Annotated in this window: 19 protein-coding genes and 3 pseudogenes; 9 read left to right on the forward strand and 13 right to left on the reverse strand. The window is 41.5% G+C overall.

Features of this window, described 5'->3' with window-relative positions; all coding sequences use genetic code 11:
* Positions 1-323: 323 nt before the first annotated feature.
* Complete coding sequence (locus PSBA01_RS09080; protein WP_186474024.1) at positions 324-1,613, reverse strand: SLC13 family permease; 1,290 nt, start codon at positions 1,611-1,613, stop codon at positions 324-326.
* Positions 1,614-1,942: 329 nt separating this feature from the next.
* On the opposite strand from PSBA01_RS09080, the gene PSBA01_RS09085 reads away from it, so the two are divergent.
* Positions 1,943-2,665, forward strand: a complete 723-nt coding sequence (locus tag PSBA01_RS09085; protein ID WP_414706362.1) for a GntR family transcriptional regulator — start codon at positions 1,943-1,945, stop codon at positions 2,663-2,665.
* A 168-nt stretch (positions 2,666-2,833) separates the two neighbouring features.
* Here PSBA01_RS09085 and PSBA01_RS09090 read toward each other — a convergent pair whose 3' ends face one another.
* Complete coding sequence (locus PSBA01_RS09090; RefSeq protein WP_186474026.1) at positions 2,834-3,529, reverse strand: hypothetical protein; 696 nt, start codon at positions 3,527-3,529, stop codon at positions 2,834-2,836.
* Positions 3,530-3,805: 276 nt separating this feature from the next.
* Positions 3,806-4,027 (reverse strand): annotated as a pseudogene (locus PSBA01_RS09095) (GntP family permease); the annotation flags it as partial.
* A 688-nt stretch (positions 4,028-4,715) separates the two neighbouring features.
* Here PSBA01_RS09095 and PSBA01_RS09100 point away from each other — a divergent pair.
* Together PSBA01_RS09100 and PSBA01_RS09105 are read left to right on the forward strand one after the other, a co-directional pair.
* A complete protein-coding gene (locus PSBA01_RS09100; protein ID WP_186474027.1) occupies positions 4,716-5,579 on the forward strand; it encodes a LysR substrate-binding domain-containing protein in 864 nt (287 codons plus the stop codon).
* Positions 5,580-5,961: 382 nt separating this feature from the next.
* Positions 5,962-7,386 (forward strand): aspartate ammonia-lyase, encoded by a 1,425-nt coding sequence (locus tag PSBA01_RS09105; RefSeq protein ID WP_186474028.1) that lies wholly within the window; start codon positions 5,962-5,964, stop codon positions 7,384-7,386.
* A 136-nt stretch (positions 7,387-7,522) separates the two neighbouring features.
* On the opposite strand, the gene rluF is transcribed toward PSBA01_RS09105, so the two are convergent.
* The 4 genes from rluF to PSBA01_RS09125 form a co-directional block, all read right to left on the reverse strand.
* Positions 7,523-8,509: a 23S rRNA pseudouridine(2604) synthase RluF gene (gene rluF / locus PSBA01_RS09110; RefSeq protein WP_186474029.1), complete on the reverse strand. Its 987-nt coding sequence runs from the start codon at positions 8,507-8,509 to the stop codon at positions 7,523-7,525.
* Between the two features lie 111 nt (positions 8,510-8,620).
* The gene (locus PSBA01_RS09115) at positions 8,621-8,899 is read right to left on the reverse strand and encodes a peptidylprolyl isomerase (RefSeq protein ID WP_093068572.1); all 279 of its coding nucleotides are present in this window, start codon (positions 8,897-8,899) and stop codon (positions 8,621-8,623) included.
* A 175-nt stretch (positions 8,900-9,074) separates the two neighbouring features.
* A complete protein-coding gene (locus PSBA01_RS09120) occupies positions 9,075-9,929 on the reverse strand; it encodes a patatin-like phospholipase family protein (protein ID WP_093068575.1) in 855 nt (284 codons plus the stop codon).
* A gap of 318 nt (positions 9,930-10,247) precedes the next feature.
* Entirely contained in the window at positions 10,248-10,685 is a 438-nt protein-coding gene (locus PSBA01_RS09125) for an IS3 family transposase (protein ID WP_186474030.1), read from the reverse strand.
* Between the two features lie 745 nt (positions 10,686-11,430).
* On the opposite strand from PSBA01_RS09125, the gene PSBA01_RS09130 reads away from it, so the two are divergent.
* Positions 11,431-12,594 (forward strand): zinc-dependent alcohol dehydrogenase, encoded by a 1,164-nt coding sequence (locus PSBA01_RS09130; RefSeq protein ID WP_186474031.1) that lies wholly within the window; start codon positions 11,431-11,433, stop codon positions 12,592-12,594.
* Positions 12,595-12,807: 213 nt separating this feature from the next.
* On the opposite strand, the gene PSBA01_RS09135 is transcribed toward PSBA01_RS09130, so the two are convergent.
* Positions 12,808-13,008, reverse strand: a complete 201-nt coding sequence (locus PSBA01_RS09135) for a hypothetical protein (RefSeq protein WP_222436693.1) — start codon at positions 13,006-13,008, stop codon at positions 12,808-12,810.
* 130 nt (positions 13,009-13,138) lie between these two features.
* Between PSBA01_RS09135 and PSBA01_RS09140 the strand changes: the two genes are divergently transcribed.
* From PSBA01_RS09140 to PSBA01_RS13280, 3 genes and pseudogenes are all read left to right on the forward strand, one after another.
* Entirely contained in the window at positions 13,139-13,735 is a 597-nt protein-coding gene (locus tag PSBA01_RS09140) for a recombinase family protein (protein WP_186474034.1), read from the forward strand.
* A 167-nt stretch (positions 13,736-13,902) separates the two neighbouring features.
* Positions 13,903-14,034 (forward strand): hypothetical protein, encoded by a 132-nt coding sequence (locus tag PSBA01_RS13395; protein ID WP_267448022.1) that lies wholly within the window; start codon positions 13,903-13,905, stop codon positions 14,032-14,034.
* A pseudogene (locus PSBA01_RS13280) lies at positions 14,027-14,791 on the forward strand (IS3 family transposase); the annotation flags it as partial. The gene PSBA01_RS13395 and the pseudogene PSBA01_RS13280, both read left to right, overlap by 8 nt.
* Positions 14,792-15,081: 290 nt before the next feature.
* On the opposite strand, the pseudogene PSBA01_RS09155 reads toward PSBA01_RS13280, so the two are convergent.
* Positions 15,082-15,327 (reverse strand): annotated as a pseudogene (locus tag PSBA01_RS09155) (putative quinol monooxygenase); the annotation flags it as partial.
* Positions 15,328-15,431: 104 nt separating this feature from the next.
* On the opposite strand from PSBA01_RS09155, the gene PSBA01_RS09160 reads away from it, so the two are divergent.
* The gene (locus tag PSBA01_RS09160; protein WP_025643743.1) at positions 15,432-16,358 is read left to right on the forward strand and encodes an IS30 family transposase; all 927 of its coding nucleotides are present in this window, start codon (positions 15,432-15,434) and stop codon (positions 16,356-16,358) included.
* 88 nt (positions 16,359-16,446) lie between these two features.
* Here PSBA01_RS09160 and PSBA01_RS09165 read toward each other — a convergent pair whose 3' ends face one another.
* Complete coding sequence (locus PSBA01_RS09165; RefSeq protein ID WP_186474038.1) at positions 16,447-17,445, reverse strand: zinc-binding alcohol dehydrogenase family protein; 999 nt, start codon at positions 17,443-17,445, stop codon at positions 16,447-16,449.
* 73 nt (positions 17,446-17,518) lie between these two features.
* Positions 17,519-18,259: an SDR family oxidoreductase gene (locus PSBA01_RS09170; protein WP_186474039.1), complete on the reverse strand. Its 741-nt coding sequence runs from the start codon at positions 18,257-18,259 to the stop codon at positions 17,519-17,521.
* Between the two features lie 134 nt (positions 18,260-18,393).
* Between PSBA01_RS09170 and PSBA01_RS09175 the strand changes: the two genes are divergently transcribed.
* Positions 18,394-19,293, forward strand: a complete 900-nt coding sequence (locus PSBA01_RS09175; RefSeq protein WP_186475500.1) for a LysR family transcriptional regulator — start codon at positions 18,394-18,396, stop codon at positions 19,291-19,293.
* 14 nt (positions 19,294-19,307) lie between these two features.
* Here PSBA01_RS09175 and PSBA01_RS09180 read toward each other — a convergent pair whose 3' ends face one another.
* Both PSBA01_RS09180 and PSBA01_RS09185 read right to left on the reverse strand, forming a co-directional pair.
* The gene (locus tag PSBA01_RS09180) at positions 19,308-20,324 is read right to left on the reverse strand and encodes a zinc-dependent alcohol dehydrogenase family protein (protein ID WP_186474040.1); all 1,017 of its coding nucleotides are present in this window, start codon (positions 20,322-20,324) and stop codon (positions 19,308-19,310) included.
* Positions 20,314-21,309, reverse strand: coding sequence for a zinc-dependent alcohol dehydrogenase family protein (locus PSBA01_RS09185; protein ID WP_186474041.1), 996 nt, complete (start codon positions 21,307-21,309; stop codon positions 20,314-20,316). The genes PSBA01_RS09180 and PSBA01_RS09185 overlap by 11 nt, the downstream gene beginning before the upstream one ends.
* Between the last annotated feature and the right edge of the window lie 71 nt (positions 21,310-21,380).

The following is a 21,380-nucleotide window of genomic DNA, read 5'->3' on the forward strand; positions in this document are numbered from 1 at the left end:
TGAGGTTTTATAATGACAGTAAAAACAAATGCTTATGAATAACGCATGATGAGAGTGATTAATAGCAACCGCTATAAAACAAGAAATCGCTCTTAAAATGAAACAGAGGATGCCTTTATCTGAGGGCAATTTCTTATTATGAGACAGGCAATAGGGAGGCGGAATCAGTGTTTGCTCAGTGGTTGATAGGCAAAAATGTCGACGGTCACTGCCAATAGGTGCGATGTTTTTTGTCTATCAATACGGCTTGTAAAGATTGTCTTATAAGTATAAAACTGAACAAAGTATCATTATTTACATTACATATGTTTTTTTTATTGTGCTCAAAATATCATCTGAATAAATAAAATGGCGATCAAGCCAACGACAATGTCCAAAGGCACTGCTTTAAACAGTAGCGTATGCAATAGCTTGTTTTTGTCGATATGCACTTGAGCGGCACCCAGTATCAGGCTACCTCCTGAAGAGAAGGGAGAGATGGACGAGCTTTGAGCGCCGATCACGATACAGATAAACAAGAAAAAAGGACTCAAACCAGAAGCCACTGCCAACGCAGGCACCATCGGAAATAGCGTAGGCGCAACAACACCAAGCGTACTAGCAAATATCGACATAATTGCACTAATAATAAACACCAAAAATGGTATCATCCAAATAGGAACGTTGGTACCGAGCCACTCTGTCAGCTCATAAATGACACCCACCTCCACACCTAGGCTGATTAACATACCCACACCGCAGATCATAATAAGCGTATTCCATGGTATCAACGCAATCACGGTTTTTTCATCACCCAGCTTCAAAAACAAGCTCATTAAAGCAAAGAAAATGGCGATAAAACCAATATCAATTCGAGCGTTCAAAAACTCAATGGCATCTACATTCGGTGCAAGTAGGTTTGAGATAGGCACAACCAATACAATCGCCATCATCATAAAAATTAGCATGATGGATTTTTTTTGTTTGGTGTCAAAAGGCGCTGGAACAACGGTTTGAATGGCGATCTTGCTGGTCTTGGCATTGATAAAGCTATAGCTTCCTAACAAGACAATCGGCATCAAAAAGGTCGCAGCAAATATGCCTAAGCCATACGTAAAGGTATTGTCATTGGCAACGCCAGCACCGCTCATAAGCTCTCTGAAAATAACGCCGCTCTGTGAAGTGATAAAATTGGCACCTGCCAGCGCCCCGTAATTCACGGATAACGTTGCAATGATGATATTTAAGTTGGTTCTTTTAGATAACAACAAAATCATCGGTGCCATCGTGGCAAGAACCGTGTAATAACCGGCTCCTAAAGCTGCTACAATTGTCGCAGCAAAAAAAATCGCCAATGGCAAAAACGCTGGAAAATGCCGACACTTATATATCAAATGTTCACACAGTTTTTCCAAAGCGCCATTGGCTAAAGAGAAGTTATAGAAGAGCGTCACAGCAAAAATCACAAAGAAAATCTTTAGAGGCCACAATTTAATAACCTCGTAAGCGCTTAGCTGCATACCAAAACAGCCAATCAGATACGCGAACACGATAGCAAACAAGCCGATATTGATTTTAGTGGTGTAACCCAACACAATAGAAATTACTATGGCCGCTATAAGATATAGGGTCATATTCGCTCCTCGGTCTTGACGGTATAAAATCTAAAAATCTAAATACATATATATGTTTTAGATTGAAGAACATTGTGATAATGTTGACGAATAGCTTTGTAGGCTAAAAAATCTTATTAGCTTTTTAAGTGTATATAATTCAATAGAATAATAGCAAAAAAGGAGCCGTTAATTAGGTGAGATTGACCAAAAAATCTAGATAGACTTTAATATCAAAATGATGTGTATAAAGTTTGGTAAGGGCTTAAGATAGAGTGTCAGAGATATTTTATTTCTTATGAACATGATTGGGCGTATTAATAAAATCTTCCTATTTTGGTGAAAAAATTATGGATAATTTTAAAAAATTTAACATGCCACGGTATGAGCAAGTACGGTGGCATATACAAACGCTATTGACAGAAAATAAATGGGATGAAAAAACTCCCTTACCGACAGAACAGGAGTTTGCAGATAAGTACCAAGTATCGGTGGGCACTGTGCGCAAAGCGGTCGAAAAACTGGTGGATGACGGCGTTTTGATAAAGCAGCAAGGTCGTGGTACTTTTTTAAAAAGGCCCAACTTTGAGGGCTCGTTATTAAGGTTTTTCAAATACCGCGATAAAGATGCCTCTTATGTCGTACCGACGGGCGTGATAAAAAATATCACGGTGATAGACGCGGTTAAGACGGTCAATGAAGCATTAAAGATCGATAAAAACGCCGCACTGATCTATATAGAACGTGTGCGCATTGTCGAAGACAGAGTGATTTTGAGCGAAAAAATCTGGTTACCCAAAAGCCGTTACGAAGACTTTGTTGGTCTTGAACCTGAAGACTTTGAAAATCTTCTTTATCCTTTTTATTACAAAAAGTGTGGTCAGTTTGTCTCATCTGCCGTAGAAATGCTGTTTTTTATCTCCAATCATATAGACCCTTATCTGGACAATACCAAGCAAGAAAACTTAGTGAAAGTATGCCGCGTTGCTAAAAACCTAGAAGGGGACCCTATCGAATATAGAGAGTCTTATGGATTGGCAGAAAAATTTAGTTATGAGGTCAATATTATTTAACCATTGGCCATTTCACCATTAGCGAGGGCAGTGGTTAAGTTATGCTCAATAAGCTATAAAAAAGGAGCCGATGATTCGGCTCCTTTTTTATATCGGTTTTATTTTTATTTCGAATCTAGGATCTATGAATGACCGATTAAAGAAATGGCCTATTCATCATTGAGCAGCTTACTTGCTGTTAAACGTAATCGTCTGTCCGCCATTACCAGCTGGCGGTGCGATAGTGACTTTGCTCGCAAGTATGTCGCCTTTGGCATTGATTTTGTAGCATTCTTTTGAGCTGCCTTCAGAGGTGCCACCAGTAAGCATGTTGTCTGAGGTTTCGATACAGAACCATGCGGTCTGATTGCTGTCTCGCGTCAGGGACCAGTTTTGGTTATAGGTGCCGATTTTTTGGCGCATACGACTGTCCGTATAGACATTTTCAGTAATCAATTTGTTTGAGTCGCCCACCGTCGCCATTTTGGGGATAGTGGTCGTTTGATTTGAGACTGAGTATTTGCCTGTGCTGTCTGTAAAACCGTGAAATACCAAAGGGTTCAAGGTGAAGTAATTGATAGCGACTGAATGGTTAGTGATTTGATTGTTCACTTTATTGATCGTGTTGATCTCAGTACCTTGTACCTTTTTATTATTGAAAACCATGTTGCCTTTAGGCGTGACTTGAATATCTGCTGAGGCCGTTTGATTGCCGATAGTGGCAACCAAATTTTCACTACGTTGTTTGGTATAGATATTGAGCATGGCGGTCTCAACAGGGTACTCGGTCACTATGTTGTTTGGGTTGGTGTTACCCATCGTTCCACCGCTCGCACAAGCGCTTAAGCCCAGTCCTGCGGCAATACATAATCCTAATGTTTTCATGATTTAATCCCTCAGTCTATTTGGATGAATACTATTAGTAGCTACTAGATAGTAGCTACTAGATCTCTTGCAAAAGTACCAGTTCATTGACTTCCACTGACGGAGTTACAAGGGCTGACGATGACTTATGCAAGAAGTCTACTGTAAGTAGCAGTTATTATAAGGAATATCTACTATAATCGAATTTTTTAGCAATGACATCTGCTAACCATCCTAGACCTTCTATTATTACATCACTATAACAACCAGTAATTTTCTAGTGCGTTAAGAATTGCGGGCGATGCTATAGGCGTAACCAGAATCTTCCATCAATTTGCCAAAAATAGCCCCCAAGATAAATAGGGGGAAGTATTTGACCGCAAAGCCGCCAAGACCTTGCATAAAGACTTCAGTATAGATCCCCATCGTTTAGCTGCTCTGTCCACTTAATACCACTGCCAAGATAGCGAGTAGGGGTGCCAAAACTAAGACGCTGACGCCTCGATAGGCAAAATACATTAAGAGGGACAAAGACAACAAAATATAGTCGAACCACTATTAAAGTGTTACAGCGTTAAACTCGTTTAGCCTACTACTGTAGTACTTGCACTCGTCTGCCTTGTACCACTTTTAATATTGATTGACTATAGCAAAAATGCTCATGATTTTGATTTCCTTCCATGGAAAATAGGCGGTGAACTATAATGGTTGCGGCTCATTATTCTTCTTATAAAAAGACATTTTATAAAAAGGTATTGATCCATCGATGAAAACGATGGGCTGTTTTTGTAATCTTTATTTGGGTGATAGAATTAGGCCCTTAACAGTCCATGCTTTTCATAGTGGTTTTTGGATGGTAACTCCTGCTCCACGAAAAATCTGATAGACGGTTGTTCATAATAGCTATCCTTAGCATGAACTCAATATCACCCGTCCAACGATGAAAAAAAGTGATGAGAAAAGTATAGTGATAGGGTAATCACGTAGAGATAAAGGCTTATTTAACTCAAATAAAATGATACATTATGTATCGTCTTAAAATATAAAAGAAAAGTAAACAGAGGTCAATTAGTAGGCCTTGAGAGTCACGGCGAAGGCTTAATGAGCTATTTTGGACAGAAAGCCATCGTCTTTGAAATGAATGAGCTTAATAGACGTAACGCGTGTATTCAAGCATAAGACGTAATATATAAGTGTGGTGATATCAATGATAAGAGAGCTTAAAACCTTTGTGGCCGTTTGCGAGCTAGACAGTTTTGCTGCCGCTGCTCGGCACATCAACTTGACCCAGTCTGCGGTCAGCGCCCAAATAAAAACCTTGGAAGACAATCTAGGGTTATCTTTATTTACCCGCTCTGCTCGTGCCATTACGCTCAATCCGCAAGGCACGCGCGTATTACCGATCGCCAAAGAGATTTTGGCGCTTTATTCAACAATGCAGTTGTCCTCAGATACCGATATTGCCAGCTATTACGGGCAGCTTAGGATTGGCTCGATCAATTCCGTGCAAGTGGGTATCTTGCCAGAGGCACTAAAGGCGATTACGTTACTTGCCCCCTTAATGCAGACAGAAATTGTCCCCGGGCGTGCCGTAGAGTTATTTGAGAAACTAGAAGTTGGGGAGATAGATGCGGCAATTACCATACAGCCAGCATTTGCCTTGCCAAAAGATATTGTGACGCAGTCCATTATGACCGAACCCTACGTGCTCATTAGCCCTAAAAAATGGCCCTTTCATAGCCTCAGACAAACGCTTGAGCAGCATCCTTTTATCCATTACACCTTACAGTCCTCAGCAGGCGCAAAGATAAACAAGTTCTTTAAACAACAGGACATCAAGGTAAATACGATCATGGAGATTAATGATCTGGATGCGATCGTTCGGATGGTGGAGTCGGGGCTGGGGGTGGCTTTGATTCCGTATGCTGGGCTATGGATTAGAAGTACGCCGCCCGTTCAAATTCACCATTTAGGGAATAACAGTTTGGTGCGCGAGGTTGTACTGGCATATCGTTATACCGATCGTCAACAGCCACAAATCAATGCTCTAAAGCAGGTGTTGGGGCTGTAAGTGAGTCAAGAGTCTTATAAACCTTTGTCACTGAAGCTAGGTTTTTACTTTCGGCACGTATAATTAGCGATTAATCCACGTTTTCAACCAATAAGCTTTCTTATAAAAAATTTCTCATAAAATCCTTCCTATCACATAAATATTTTCCAAAAACCTAACTTAAAAGTGCTCATTCTTTTTTATAGAACAACCTAATCTGTCATATTTTTTATTAAGCAGCAAAATTTTTGGGGCTGAGAGCGAAATATTTGCGTTTTTCTTGTGCTAAATTCTCGGTTACGATGGCGCTCATATTGAGTAGCGTTAAGACAAGACACTCAACAGAGTCATTTTTGTCGGCCTACTTCTTAAATCTCTCTTATGTCTATGAAGTTATAAAAATATGGAAAATACAGATAACCTGACCGATAATAAAACCCATACTCGCATTGAAAAAGATTTATTGGGTGAGCAAGCCGTACCAGCCACTGTCTTATATGGTATTCAAACCCAACGCGCCGCGCAAAATTTTGACATTACCGGCGTGTCAATCAGCCATTTTCCTGATTTGATCAAAGCACTGGCAATGGTGAAAACGGCTGCTGCCAAAGCCAATTATCAACACGGTCTACTCAGTGAAGAGAAGCTTAGCGCCATCACTGATGCGTGTAGCGATCTGATACAAGGCGAGCATCATGAGCAGTTTATTGTTGATCTCATCCAAGGCGGGGCGGGCACGTCAACCAACATGAATGCCAATGAAGTGATTGCCAATATTGGCTTAAAAAAGATGGGGTTTGAGTATGGTCAGTATAGTCATCTCCATCCCAACAATGACGTCAATCGCTCTCAGTCGACCAATGATGTCTATCCAAGCGCGGCACGTTTGGCGATGGTATTTGCGGCAAAACCACTGCAAGAGGCCATTATCAAGCTACAAAACAGCTTAGCTATCAAAGGTAAAGAATTTAGCAGCATTCTAAAAATGGGTCGTACTCAATTGCAAGACGCAGTACCGATGACGTTGGGGCAAGAGTTTAACGCTTTCGCCAGTGATCTAGGCAGTGAAACGGCTCGAATCGAAGATGCTTGTTTACAGTTATGTGAGTTGAACTTGGGCGGTACGGCGATTGGTACGGGCATCAATGCGCCCAAAGGTTATGCCCGCTTAGCGATTAGTGAGCTTGCGACGATCAGTGGTCTGCCAGTGACGCTCTCTGAAGATTTGATCGCCGCTAGTGCCGATATGGGCGCGTTTATTACGTTTTCGAGTGCGCTCAAACGCCTAGCTATTAAACTGTCTAAATTGAGCAACGATTTACGTCTACTGTCGAGTGGACCGCGTACGGGCTTGGGCGAGATTAATTTACCAGCGATGCAACCTGGCTCGTCTATTATGCCGGGTAAAGTCAACCCTGTGATTCCTGAAGCCATGACCCAAGCTGCCTTTCAGGTAATGGGTAAAGATATGACGATTACCATGGCGGCAGAAGCAGGGCAACTGCAACTCAATGCAATGGAGCCGCTGATTGTTTATAACCTACTAAACAATGCGCGCCTGCTAGAGAAGTCGATTCGTATGCTCGATGAGCGCTGTATTCAAGGCATAACCGCCAATAAAGCTCGCTGTGCGCAGCATGTCGAAAACAGTATCGGTATCGTGACAGCACTGGTACCACATATCGGTTATGAAAACGCCAGTCGTATCGCAGGAAATGCGTTGCTGAGTGGGTCAGGCGTGGCGGAGCTGGTCAAACAAGAAAAGCTGCTCAGTGATGAGGAACTTGCAGCGATTTTATCACCTGATACGATGGTCAGTAGTATATAGATTGTGCACATAAACTGGATTGAACAAAGCAAAAAAGAGCGATATCTATCAACGGATATCGCCCTAATTCTTTTAAAGTGTCGTATCTTCATCGTTTTGATCACTATGACAGCGATGTGATGAAATTAGACAATTATTATCGCTTAGACCCTCGACCTTTTGAGGGACGTCTGCCGTTTGTAGTAGGTTTACCATTGCCTGCAGCATTCTTGCCACGACTGGACGGACGCCCATCTCTACCTTTAGAACCTGCTGGTTTTCTAGCATCATCCTTGGCGTACTTATTGCGCCCCTTTGCAGTACCTGCTGATTTTGCAGAGGGTTTTGACTTTGATTGAGCGTCAGTACGCGGTTTTTTTCGTGGTGCATTGCGCGATTTTTTGCCCGAATGATTGTCTTGCGACGAGGATTTTTCGACAGCTTTAAGCAGGGTCGATAGCTCTGTTGGTGTCAGGTCTCGCCAGTCGCCGACAGGAAGCCCCTTAAGGCTTACATTCATAATCCGCGTACGCTCAAGCTTGACGACCTCATAACCAAAATGCTCACACATACGGCGGATTTGGCGGTTCAAACCTTGAATGAGTGTGATGTTAAAGACGTTGGGTGCTACCTTAGTAACGGGACATTTTTTTGTCATCTTGCCCAGCATTGGCACGCCACTCGCCATACCCTCAATAAAGCTATCCGTGATTGGCTTATTTACTGTGACCAGATACTCTTTTTCGTGGTTATTGCCAGCACGCAATACTTTATTGACCAGATCACCATTATTGGTCAAAAAAATTAATCCTTGAGAGTCTTTGTCCAAACGCCCAATCGGAAAGATACGTACCGAGTGTCTCACAAAATCGACAATGTTGTTTTTTTCAGAGCTTTCCGTGGTGCTGACAATGCCCACTGGCTTATTTAAGGCAATAAAAATAAAATCATCAGGCTCGCGTGGCTCAATCAGCTGTCCGTTGACTTTTACTACGTCTCCAGCAGCCACTTGATCACCCACCGATGCACGCTTGCCATTGATGTATACATTACCTTGTTCAACAAAGCGGTCAGCATCGCGTCTGGAACAAATCCCACTTTCGCTGATGTATTTATTGAGACGAGTCGAGGAATTGTTATACATAAAGCACCGTTTTACCTGATAAAAAGCTTTTTTGCTAAGAAAAAAGCCTAAATTGAATGGTTCAGTCGTCTTGTCATTAAAGCGGCGACTTGCGTTTTTACAGTCTAACGCTTACGTTCTGTAAAGCACTTTGACCACATGCCAGCCAAATTTGGTTTTTACCAAATGAGGGGTGAAAAGCTCACCGTTGAAGCAGATTTTATCAAAAGGTCCTACCATTTGGCCTTTTTTGAACTCACCTAAATGACCGCCTTTTTTGCCTGATGGACAGGTTGAGTATCGTTTGGCCAGCACATCAAATGCTGCGCCTTTTTTGAGCTTGGCCATAATATCTTCTGCCAACTCTTTTTGTTTGACTAAAATGTGCAATGCGCTAGCGGTACGAGCCATCGTATAAACCTTTCATAGAGTATCAATTATCGGGTCATTATATCATTACTTATCTTATTTTAGCTTAGTTACTAACCTTTTTGATTCAAAGGTTATCTAAGATTATTTAAGCCAATTTCTTATATTTGAAGCCCGTGTTTTCTATTTAATATCTCTTCTTTACAAAATAAAAAGGTTAAAGCTGATGCCAATCTTCAATCGCCTTGTGTCCAATTTCTAGTCCCACATCATAGCTATAACGGATTTTGGCTTTATTTTTGGACAATCGACTCGCCATGTTTTTTAAGTCGGGTGGACAAATCTCTAAAATTTTCTGTGATGATGGCGTCTGTAAAAATTGTACCGAGTCGTTGTAGCGTTGGGTTCGCGTCAACAAGCTTTGGGCAAAACCATATCGTTGCTTAGTATAATATTTAGCCAATAGCTGATCGCCTTTACTGCTTGCTTTAGCGTAGTTTTGCGGGCGAGTACGTATGACCATGAGCTTATCAATACTCTCTTGCCCAGCCGCCCACTGTACGGGCAAAGCATCTGCCACACCACCATCAAAATAAGGCTCACCAAATATCTCGACCGCTTGGCGGGTCAGCACTGGGATAGAGCTTGATGCCCTTAATCCATCCAAAATATTGTCTTTAGCCGCTTTGATGTAGGTTGCTTGTCCTGAAATAGCATGTGTTAACACCATGTAAAATTCAGCATGATTGGCAAATAACTGTGCCTGATCCAGTGGATATTCTTGCTCCACTATATCCCACATCCACTTTAGATCCAGTAAGTCACCGCCTCTAAGGAAACGGCCATAATGAATAAATTCAGATCGAAGGGAATGATCCAAGTAAATATGCAGGGTGCGGCCTTGTTGTGCGGCCAAATAGTTAGCAACGTTAGTTGAACCTGAAGAGACGCCCACACACAGATCAAAAGGATTGAATTGTTGTTGTAAAAAGGCGTCTAAGACACCACTGCTAAATGCGCCACGCATGCCGCCGCCTTCAACCACCAGTGCTTGTCGATGTTGTTTAACCATGGAAAACCTCGAATGACGCTCGCAAAGTATACCTACAAGTACACAAAACGAGGGGATAAAAAATGTTTATAAATATAGTCGATACTAGGGAATTATATTTTTAAGCCGTTCTAAACCTATTTCTTGGATATAGACTGTAGTAGTCAACTAATTTAGGACTAATAAGAGGTTTTGATTAAAGTAGCGTCTCTCTGTCTCTAATGGTGTTAAAGAGTTGTTGAAGCTGTGCGGTATCACAGCTTGATAATAGCCCCAAATATAGTTAATGATAGCACTTGATGCTTCAGCAATCTCTTCGTAGCCGCCCTTTAGCATCCACTACGTCTTGAAGCTTCTAAAGAAGCGTTCAGCTAGGGCGTTGTCCCAACAGTTTCCTTTTCGGCTCATACTTTGAACCATACCGTGACAACTTGCGACTGACTCAGCGAACTGCTTGCTGGTGTAATGCGTGCCTTGATCAGAGTGAAACAGCACTCCATTAGGCTTGAGTCTAGTCTGATACGCCATCTGTAGCGCTTTGGCAGTCAAAAAGCTATCAGGAGAGTCTGAGACACTAAAGCCCACCACGCGCCGTGCAAACAGGTCTAGAACGACAGCCAAGTAACACCAACCGCCTTTGATACGGACATAGGTTACATCATCTGTCCAGACTTGATTAGGCGCTTTTGGGCTAAAGTTGCGATCTAAGATATTGTCATGGGTTTTGTGTTCTTGATCAGCTTGCTTGTATTTATGCGTCTTGAGCTGACAGCTCATTAGTCCCATGCCTTTCATAAACTTAGACGCTAGGTAGCGCGTCAACCGAATCCATGTTCATTCCACAGTATGGCGATAATGGTACGAGCGCCAGCCGATTGCTTTGAATTGTTGAATATCCGACGTATCAGGGCTTTTAACTTAACGAGTTTATATCTATAGGCTTAGATCGTATACCATATAGTTAGATTACTATAAAATCGATACAATAAGATTCAACGTTATTTTTCGCAGCCTCTGGAGACGCAGTCACAGCAAGCAAGAAAAGTAGCATTTAATCGAGCGCGTTTCCTATGCTGTATCAATTTTATTGAGGTTCTACTATAACTTGAATTCTCGGGTATATGCGCGGCGTTTGGTCGTCATACTAATTATCCTCTTTGGGGTAGTATAACCTCTTAAACATGGGCCGATTTAATTATGCCACTACAAGATCTTGGCGGTCATAAAAGTTGCCCCAACGCTTATAATTATTATCCGTTCTCGACTCAGGGTTATAAGGAATGGCGATGTAGGTTTGAATTTTATTAGTGTCCTAAATTAGTTGACTACTACGATTTTTTACTTACAACACGTAACCTTTTTAACACAGGTTGATTATAAATCTTTTTTTTCAAGGTGCTAGTCTAATTGAGTAATACTTAACTTAGATAACATAAACCACTGTTTCTAATAATTTTCATCTTGTATTATCACAGATTATTGTTTATCGAGATTTTGCAAGCTTTACTTAACTGGAGAAATTATGCGTGCTTTAACTTACCACGGTGCTAAAGATGTGCGAGTGGACAATGTCCCAGAGCCTAAACTGCAAGAAAAAGATGATGTTATTTTACGTGTGACTGCAACTGCAATTTGTGGCTCAGATTTACACTTATATCGTGGCAAAATACCTGCAACCGAGGAAGGCGATATCTTCGGTCATGAGTTTATGGGTGTGGTTGAAGAAGTAGGATCTGAAGTCACTGCTGTCAAAAAAGGCGATAGAGTTGTTATTCCTTTTGTTATTGCATGTGGTAACTGCTTTTTCTGTCAGCATGACCTAATGTCCGCTTGTGAGACTACAAATACAGGCCCAGGCGCTGCTATTAATAAAAAAATAATTCCGCCACCGGCTGCTTTATTTGGTTTTAGCCATTTATATGGTGGGATTCCTGGTGGACAAGCAGAATTTGTACGGGTTCCTAAAGGTAATTTTAATCCGTTCAAAGTAAATGGCTCACTGTCAGATGAGAAGGTTTTATTTTTATCAGATATTTTACCAACTGCTTGGCAGGCCGTGACTAATGCCAATATTACTAAAGGTTCAACCGTAGCTATTTATGGTGCGGGTCCTGTGGGGTTGTTATCAGCCGCTTGTGCCAAAATGTTAGGCGCTGAGCAGATCTTCGTGGTAGATCATAATGACTATCGTTTGCAGTATGCCAAAGATACGTACGGGGCTATTCCGGTTAATTTCGATAAGGTAGATGCTGCTGAATTCATCATTGAACAGACCAAAGGACATCGCGGCGTTGACGGCGTTATTGATGCGATTGGCTTTGAAGCCAAGGGCAGTATGCTAGAAACAATAATGACCAATTTGAAAATTGAAGGGTCAAGTGGTGCAGCTTTACGTCAATGTATGGCAGCTGTGCGTCGTGGCGGGGTCGTTAGTGTTCCTGGTGTGTATGCAGGACCCATTCATGGTTTCTTATTTGGTGACGCTTTTGATAAAGGGCTTACTTTCAAAATGGGCCAAACCCATGTACATAAGTATTTACCACAATTATTAGAGTATATTGAAAATGGTGATTTATCACCTGAAGCTATTATTACTCACCGTATGAATTTGTCTGACGCTGCTAAAGGTTATGAAATTTTCGAAAAGCGTGAAGAAGAATGTCGTAAAGTCATTTTAACTCCTTAATTTTTCAAATTTACCCTTTACTTTTAACATTTAAAGGTTAGGTCATAGCTGCTTTAGCGAGATTGTCTTAAATAATGGTTATCGCTAAAGCAGCTAGTAAAAAAATCTTTGACTTGCTTTTCTCTGCACACGGCAAAAAAATCATCCCCCAACCGATTTTCATGGGTTTAGGGATTAAAAAAACTAACTAACTGTCTTAGATGGTCTTAAAGCTTAGAAGTGTAAAGCAAAATAAACTTTCTTATATTTATCGGGATCATCTTTATTAGCTACAAACCCTTTGCTAACCAACTTTACCGAGTTAAATGTTTCACCTTCATCATTAGTTATCATAACAATCAAGTTTTGATCCCCAAAACTTTGGAGTTCTTTAGTCAGCTCTTTAATTGTCTTAGTTCTATCTTCCCATTGCACTACACCCAAAACATAAAACCTCTAAACGATAACCTATCTATCATTTGACTTTTTTTGATATTAAATGATAGTAATATCTTGCTATTATCAATGAACATCAATTATTAAGTCTAAGTAATAGAGGGGCATTATGTCCGTTCGTATTTATGTGAGAGCCAGCACTAAGGACCAAGACGCGACCAGAGCATTAATAGATTTGGTGGCCTTCAGTAGCCGCTATGGTGATAGCTATGTTGATTACGTTGAGCACTTCAGTGGTACAAAGCTCGATAGACCAGTATTAGCTAAGTTGCTAAAGGACGCCGAGCAAGGCGATATTTTATTGGTTGAAAGCGTGGATAGGTTAAGCAGGCTATCTCAAGATGATTTTGCGATTCTAAAGCAGCGTATTAAAGATAAGGGTTTACGATTGGTGGTGGCTGATCTACCAACCACTCATACGATGAGTGACGGTATGACAGGTGAGATCCTAAAAGTGATTAACGATATGCTGATCGATTTATTAGCGACCATGGCAAAGCTTGATAATGACAAGCGTAGAGAGCGCATTAAACAAGGATTGGCCAACAGTGGCTATAAACCCACTGGTAAGAAAGCCAATACCGCAAAACACAATCGTATTAAAGCATTGGCCAGTCAAAACAATATGACAAAAGAAGAGATCGCTAAGGCGGTTGGTGTTGGCGTAGCTACCGTTTATCGTGTCTTAAAGCAGGTTAATAGCTGAGGTGTTTTAAATATCGACTCAACGTGACCTTTGGGCTTTATCTAAAGGCATCACAACGTCATATAAAAATCGTTTTAATGCAGTAAGGCGTGATAATAATCATTATATTGCATTCATAATTGTTTTTACGCAAAATGGCTTATCTATAATCGATTGAGCCACACATAATGAATACCCCTATCTCAGATCCTATTGGCGCAGCATGGCTTGTCCGTTATGCCAGCATCGAGCTGGTTTCCCTTTTATATGTCAGCAGTAGTATCGGTGGACGCAGACAAACCTATCTATTAGCGTGCTAAAGACTTGGAGAGCTACCCTGAAAAACGCTCACTGCGTAGTCAGCATGACGATTTCTACCTTAATGAGACTAAACGTATTTGGCAGGACAGCAAATGCCGTTACGGTGCGTGTAAAGTCTGGCAGCAGATGAAAGCTGACGAGTTAAAGGTTGCTCGGTGTACCGTAGAGCGATTAATGAAGCAGTATGGCCTACAAGGCGTTTGGCGTGGCAAAGGCAAGATTACCAACAACAGCCTTGACGACCAAAAGCGCGCTGATGACTTAGTCAATCGCAACTTTAGCGCTTATCGTCTTAACTAGTTGTGGGTTGCTGACTTTACTTATATCAAAACAACGTGCGGCTGGGTCTATACCGCCTTTATCATTGATGTGTTTGCCCGCGCTATTGTGGGCTGGAAAGTCTCTAATCGTATGAATACTGATATGGTAATGGCGGCATTGAACCAAGCAATAGCAGATAGAAACCATCCCAAAGATATCATTCATCATAGTGATCGCGGGACTCAGTACTTATCCATTCTCTATACTTCTAGGATGACGGATTCTGGCGTCATTGCCTCTGTTGGTACCAAAGGTGATTCATACGACAATGCGTTGGCTGAAACGGTTAACGGGCTGTATAAAACCGAGGTGATTCATTATTTAAAGCAAAACTGGACTGGTGGGAACGATGTTGAACTGGCAACCCTTGAATGGGTCGATTGGTTTAACAAAACCCGTTTGCATAGTAAAATGGGTTATGTGTCGCCTTTTTAGTTTGAGAGACGATACTATGATAGTCTTAGTGAGTCAGACAAAGCTGACTGACTCAAGCAATCCCCTCTCCGATATAGTCGGGGCGTTTCACTCAAAAAATAGGAGCTTATAGCTCCCATTTTTTGTTAGCTTTCTAAGTCTCTATGTTAATTTGAAGAATACTTCATCATAATGTCCAAATATAGTTAATCCAATTTGAGAGTGGTACAAGGCAGCCGAGTGCAGATGTATCTGTCATACTTCAAGCAAGGTTAACGCTGTAACGCTTTTATAGTGGATTGACTATACAGCTATATTTTTTTGATTTCTACAATATCACTTGATTCAATGAGCGATTGGATATTACTAAATAAACTTTGAATATAATCAGTGGCCATATGGATATCTAAATCCTCCCTGCTACGCCATTCTTCTAAGAAAAAATATCTACTCGAGTCATTTTCGCTAATATAAAGCTCATATTTCAAGCACCCTTCTTCTTGAAGCGTAGGCTCTATTACACTTTTTAAAAGTGCTTCTAACGTCTCTTTTTGATCCTTAGATTAACACATGAAGTGCAATACCAAATGCAAGGTGAAAAAAAGACCTAGATGCGCTAGCATCAAAGTTTTTATCCACCGACCAAAGTGAGATTGCAACCATGAGCTATACACATCTAAGCCTAGGTGAACGATACCAGATTTATGCCCTTAAAGGGGCAAAACATAGTATTAATTTTATAGCGAGGGTGTTAAACAGAAGTCCCAGTACCATATCAAGAGAGCTTAGGCGTAATAAAAGCCTACGAGGTTACCGAGCAAAGCATGCTAATAACAAGGCTTGTGACAGACGGGCTAACAACGCCACAACTATTGTGACTGACCTCTGGGCATGGGTGACAGACAAGCTTAAAGAGAACTGGAGTCCTGAGCAAATATCTGGCGTTCATGCTGGTATCAGTCATATGAGCATTTATCGCTATATTTGGCGTGATAAGAGGCAGGGCGGTACATTGTGGCAGTGTCTCAGACGTAAAGGAAAACCATACCGGCAGCGTCTAACCGCTGAGACTCGAGGCCGTATCAATGACAGAGTCTCGATTCATGAGCGCCCTTGTATTGTTGAAGAACGCTCACGTATTGGAGATTGGGAAGCGGATACCGTTATCGGTCAGCATCACAAGCAAGCGATTGTCACGCTCGTTGAACGTAAAACGGGGCTGCTGAAGATGAAGCGTGTGGGTCATAAAACAGCACAGCAAGTATCAGAGGCAATGATAGAACTCTTAGCGCCAGTGAGGTTGCAGGTTAAGACCATTACCTCTGACAATGGTAAAGAGTTTGCTCAGCATAAGAAGGTGAAACAAAAGCTCTTTAGCCCTTTCTTCTTTGCCGATGCTTATGCGTCATGGCAGCGAGGAACCAACGAGAATACCAATGGCCTTATCAGAGAGTACTTGCCTAAGGGTTGTGACTTTAGACAAGTCTCTGATAATGAAATACAGGACATTGAGAACAAACTAAACAACAGACCAAGAAAACGATTAGGGTTTAAAACGCCTATGCAGGCGTTCTATAATATTAATTAGCGTTGCACTTGGTGTGTTAATCTAAGATCTGATTTTGCCTTAAAGTTCGCAATTATTGAAATAGTCATCATTTCACCTTGAATTTGTTTTAGAAGTTTTCTAGTACAATTTTGCCTTTTGACTTGCCTGATTCAAGTAACTTATGTGCTTTTTCCAAGTTTGCAGCGTTAATATTGCCTAGATTTTGGTTAAGCGTACTTCTAATTTTTTGCTGGTCAACCAATTGGGCAACCTGTTGCAATAGATCACCTTGCTTTTCAATATCATCGGTTTCATACATTGAACGGGTGAACATCAACTCCCAATGGATAGAAATAGATTTAGTCTTAAACGGCACAATATCAAAGGTTTGTGGATCATCGATCAATCCAAGCTTGCCTTGTGGTGCAATCAGAGAAACTATTTGCTCGATATAGGTTTCTGTATGATTTGTAGAGAATACGTATTTTGGTTTTGCAATGCCTAGTGTCTCGATTTGTGCATTTAAATCTTTGCTATGATCAATGACATGGTCGGCACCAAGTGATTCCACCCAAGATTTCGTTTCTTCACGTGACGCTGTTGCTATAACAGTTAGATTTGTTTTTGCTTTTAGGAGTTGGATAGCGATTGATCCTACACCGCCTGCACCACCAATAATTAAAATACTGCCAACTTCTGTTTCTGAAATTTGAAGCCGATCAAACAGCATTTCCCACGCCGTTATGGCAGTTAATGGCAATGCTGCTGCTTCTGCATTAGATACTGTAGTTGGTTTAAGACTGATAATTCGTTCATCGACTGCTTGATACTCAGCATTACTACCATCTCGGGTTAAATCGCCAGCATACCAAACAGAATCTCCTACTTTAAACGAGGTAACTTTTGAGCCAACTTCAATAATTTCCCCAACGGCATCCCAACCTAAAATACGATTATTTGCTTCAGACGAATTTTTTCTCACTTTGGTATCAACTGGATTCACAGAGATTGTCTGAACTTTTACCAGTACATCACGCTCTTTAAGCGTAGGCTTCGCTTTTTCAATATCTACCAATGAATTTTTAAAATCATCATGGTTGTTTATAACATAAGATACGGCTTTCATAGATTTGTCCTCAGCTTTAAAAAAATAGAGTAAAAATGGGAGCGAAGTGCTCCCATTTTATGTTATTCAATCATTAAAACTCTTGGCTCGTTGGGCGCAAAACAATCTCATTAATATCTACATCCGCAGGCTGTTCAATTGCATAAGCAATTGCTCGAGCGACTGAGTCAGATGGTATGGCTTGTTTGTAGAAATCAGTAACAAACTCTGAACTCTCTTTATGAGAAGAACCGAATTTTAGTTCTGACTCAATTGCACCAGGCTCAATAGTAGTCGTTCTAATTGTTTCTCCAACTTCATGACGAAGGCCTTCTGAGATGGCTCTTACAGCAAACTTAGTACCGCTATAAACAGTACCTCCTGGACTAAATACTTTTACCCCTGCAACAGATGAGAGGTTAATAAAGTGTCCAAAGTTTTGTTTTTGGAAAACAGGTAGGGTAGCTGCTATACCATAAAGAACACCTTTAATATTAATGTCGATCATACGATCCCATTCATCAACTTTTAACTCACTTAATGGTGCAATAGACATCAATCCAGCATTGTTTACCAATACATCGATTTGACCAAATGCGCTTAATGCCTTTTCAATAAGTGCTTGCACTTCATTTGGCTTGGTTACATCCACACCAATAAATTCAGCTTGACCACCTTCAGCACGAATGTCTTGAACAATAGCCTCTAATTTTTCAGTACGTCTAGCACCAATGACAACCTTTGCACCTTTTTTAGCAAGTAAGCGAGCAGTAGCTTCACCTAAACCACTACTTGCACCAGTGATAACAATAACTTTATTTTCTATATTATTCATACAAGTAACCTTTAACCTATCTGTCAATTATATTGGAGGGTTAAGTATTGCAGCCTTGTTAGGTATAATAAATGAATAATATTATCTTTCAGAATTCCTATTTTCGGAATAATTACCATAACACAGGTTTGGACATGCAGAACAAATTGGAAATGATGCGTATCTTTTGTGTCGCAGCAGAGTCTCGAAATTTTAAAGAGGCAGCAACTCAGTTGGGTATTTCCCCTCAGGTAGTGACACGGGCAATAAAAGAGCTAGAAGAGCAGCGCGGAGAGATTCTGTTTTACAGGAGTACTCGACAAATTAAAATTACCGCTGATGGTGAGCGTCTGGCAAAGCAAGCACGTCTTGCAGTGGAATCGATCGATGCTTTGCTTGTAAAAGACACCAAGGAAAAACGAGATGAAATGCGTGGGACTGTCCGCCTTACTGTGTCGTCTGTGTTAGGGCGTAAATTGGTAGTACCTGCACTAGCAGAATTTGCCACACGTTATCCAGATATTGTCGTGGATTGTGTGCTAACAGACTCACACTCGGATGTGATCGATGAGCGGATAGATATCGGGATCAGATTTGGATTTTTGCCGGACAATCGATATGTGGCAAGGGAATTGGCTAAAGTGAAATTTTATTCTGTTGGTACGCCAGAGTTAATTGATAAGGTTGGAATGCCCAAAAAAATTATTGACCTTGATAAATACCCTCTAACAGCACTATTCGATCATAAAACAGGGCGTTACTGGCCATGGACATTCACCGAAAGTCGAAGCTTTACGCCATCAAAGCCCCGTTTTATTACAGATGATCTAGAAGCTGAATTTCAAGCTATTCTCGCTGGAGTTGGATTCGGACACATGCCTGGATTTCTAGTTTTGCCGTGGCTTAGGAGTGGTAAGCTCATTCATATACTTCATGAGGAAACCTCTCCCGTTTGGCGTCTGTATTTATATCGTCCACAGCGGGGCCCGACACCTTTGCGAATCCGAGCATTGTTTGATTACTTAGTGGAAGTGCTGGGCCATATAGAAACCTAAATCAGATAAGACCATCATGTATCTAGAGTAACTACAATTTTTCCTATTTGCTGATTTGATTCAAGATAGCGTTGAGCGTCATGCATGTCCTCAAAGTTAAAGCAACGGTCGATCACTGGACGAAGATATCCTGCACCTATACTGCTCAGAATAAATCGTCTGGCTTGCTCCCTTAGAACAGGGTCATGGAGAACCTCAAGGAACAAAAAACCTCGCATGGTTAAGCTCTTGCGTAATGCAATTTTAAGGGGAAATGGTGTGTTCTCCGGGCTAAGCGCACCATGCATAACCATAGTTCCTCCCACAGACATCGCTTTTGCAATCTGTTCAATATGCGGCCCTCCTACAGCATCGAAGGCGACATCAAGATGTTCTCCACCTAAACGTAAAACAAGCGCCTCATACAAATCTGGTTCGTCTTCACTGGCTATAACATCTTTAACACCAAGATCCAGTAAACGTTGCTTTTTCTCTATCGTCTGTGTACTTGCAATAACCTTAGCTCCCGCTGCTTCAGCTATCTGTATCGCAGCTAGTCCTACGCTACTTGAAGCTGCTGTGATGAAGATCGTTTTTCCTTTCGATAATCCACCAGCATGGATTACACCACCCCAAGCCGTCAAATACTGCATCCAGATTGAAGAAGCTTCTTCCCAGCTTAAACTATCGGGTTTGTGAACTAAAAAAGTTTCTGGAATCAGAAGCTTGTCCGCATATGTCCCATATTTGGCTAGATTGTCAGTCGGAAGAATCGATACTGCATCTCCTGGAGAAAATTGGCGTACACCTTCACCTACCGCAAGAACTATGCCTGCTCCCTCATATCCCAGACGAGAAGGGAATACTGCCTTTTGAATATAAGTACCACGCCGAAACATTACATCAGCCCGGTTGAGTCCGATCGTTTTCATCTGGATTAGAACTTCTCCTGCGGCTGGTAAAGCAACAGGAAGTGTTTCTAATGTCAGAACATCTGTATCTCCAATACAATTGAAGCGCCAAGTTTTGGCCTGAAGTGCGTTAAATGACATCGATAACTACCTTAATATTGGCAGAGCGATCTTGAACAGCATCATGAGCCTCAATCGCTTGGTCTAGAGTAAAATGACGAGGATCAACAATAGCACGCAGTTTACCTTCCTCAACGAGACGAGTCGCGGTCTTAAGGACATCACCATGATGAGAACGGCGATTGCCTGTTAACGTCGGCATTAGGACGAATACGCCAGACACTGTGGCACACCGTAGAGATGAATTCGCTAAATTATGATTGCCAAATGCAGCACAGCTGGTGATGTGGCCATAGTGAGTCGTCATGGAAAGTGACGCTTCGAGTACAGGACCACCCACAGTGTCATAAACAATGTTAAAACCTTGACCCTCAGGGCTTGCAGCAATAATGTCATCGGAAGATGCTGTTGTGTAATCGAGAGGTGTTGCACCGAGTTCTGAAATCAGTGATTGATCAGCTGTACGACCAGTCGCCCAAACATTTGCATCAAGTGCTTTTGCAAGCTGAACCGCCATATAACCAACGCCACCAGCACCACCTTGAACCAGTACAGTTTGCCCTGGTTGGACCTTCGCATTATCCACCAAACCCTCCCAAGCGGTGAGGAACGTCAATGGTAGTACTGCTGCCTCGCGCATAGAGATATTCCGTGGCTTTAATGCGATCAGATCAGCATCTGCTGCAACATATTCTGCTAAAGATCCTTGAAGACCACGAACGCCACCAATCAGACCGTAAACTTCATCTCCGACGTTGAAGTGAGTGACACCCTCACCAACAGCAGTTACAACCCCAGCCATATCCGTTCCCAACACGGCAGGAAGCTCTGGCGTAGCATATGTTGCTTCACCAAGACGAATTTTATAATCAATAGGGTTTACACCACTGGCATGAATACGTACTAGAACTTGCCCAGCCTCTGGTTGAGGTATAGGGAGTTCTACACGTTTAAATTTATGATCACCAAAATTTTCTAGGATAAGCGCATTCATCATCTTATTCATAGTTGTTCCTTATTCTTAACTGGGGAATGATATGCACAATACCAAAGTAAATTAATCCAATAAATGATATT

The sequence above is a fragment of the Psychrobacter sp. KCTC 72983 genome (assembly GCF_014280455.1).
Lineage (GTDB): Bacteria > Pseudomonadota > Gammaproteobacteria > Pseudomonadales > Moraxellaceae > Psychrobacter > Psychrobacter pacificensis.

Bases quoted from the DNA above. Each gene is read 5' to 3' on its own strand.
- PSBA01_RS09140 (WP_186474034.1), top strand. From the start codon at position 13,139: ATGTCCGTTCGTATTTATGTGAGAGCCAGCACTAAGGACCAAGACGCG.
- PSBA01_RS09120 (WP_093068575.1), bottom strand. From the start codon at position 9,929: ATGGTTAAACAACATCGACAAGCACTGGTGGTTGAAGGCGGCGGCATG.
- PSBA01_RS09180 (WP_186474040.1), bottom strand. From the start codon at position 20,324: ATGTCATTTAACGCACTTCAGGCCAAAACTTGGCGCTTCAATTGTATT.
- PSBA01_RS09160 (WP_025643743.1), top strand. From the start codon at position 15,432: ATGAGCTATACACATCTAAGCCTAGGTGAACGATACCAGATTTATGCC.
- PSBA01_RS09105 (WP_186474028.1), top strand. From the start codon at position 5,962: ATGGAAAATACAGATAACCTGACCGATAATAAAACCCATACTCGCATT.
- PSBA01_RS09125 (WP_186474030.1), bottom strand. From the start codon at position 10,685: ATGAGCTGTCAGCTCAAGACGCATAAATACAAGCAAGCTGATCAAGAA.
- PSBA01_RS09170 (WP_186474039.1), bottom strand. From the start codon at position 18,259: ATGAATAATATAGAAAATAAAGTTATTGTTATCACTGGTGCAAGTAGT.
- PSBA01_RS09085 (WP_414706362.1), top strand. From the start codon at position 1,943: ATGGATAATTTTAAAAAATTTAACATGCCACGGTATGAGCAAGTACGG.
- PSBA01_RS09185 (WP_186474041.1), bottom strand. From the start codon at position 21,309: ATGAATAAGATGATGAATGCGCTTATCCTAGAAAATTTTGGTGATCAT.
- PSBA01_RS09130 (WP_186474031.1), top strand. From the start codon at position 11,431: ATGCGTGCTTTAACTTACCACGGTGCTAAAGATGTGCGAGTGGACAAT.
- rluF (WP_186474029.1), bottom strand. From the start codon at position 8,509: ATGTATAACAATTCCTCGACTCGTCTCAATAAATACATCAGCGAAAGT.
- PSBA01_RS09080 (WP_186474024.1), bottom strand. From the start codon at position 1,613: ATGACCCTATATCTTATAGCGGCCATAGTAATTTCTATTGTGTTGGGT.
- PSBA01_RS09175 (WP_186475500.1), top strand. From the start codon at position 18,394: ATGCAGAACAAATTGGAAATGATGCGTATCTTTTGTGTCGCAGCAGAG.
- PSBA01_RS13395 (WP_267448022.1), top strand. From the start codon at position 13,903: ATGAATACCCCTATCTCAGATCCTATTGGCGCAGCATGGCTTGTCCGT.
- PSBA01_RS09115 (WP_093068572.1), bottom strand. From the start codon at position 8,899: ATGGCTCGTACCGCTAGCGCATTGCACATTTTAGTCAAACAAAAAGAG.
- PSBA01_RS09090 (WP_186474026.1), bottom strand. From the start codon at position 3,529: ATGAAAACATTAGGATTATGTATTGCCGCAGGACTGGGCTTAAGCGCT.
- PSBA01_RS09165 (WP_186474038.1), bottom strand. From the start codon at position 17,445: ATGAAAGCCGTATCTTATGTTATAAACAACCATGATGATTTTAAAAAT.
- PSBA01_RS09100 (WP_186474027.1), top strand. From the start codon at position 4,716: ATGATAAGAGAGCTTAAAACCTTTGTGGCCGTTTGCGAGCTAGACAGT.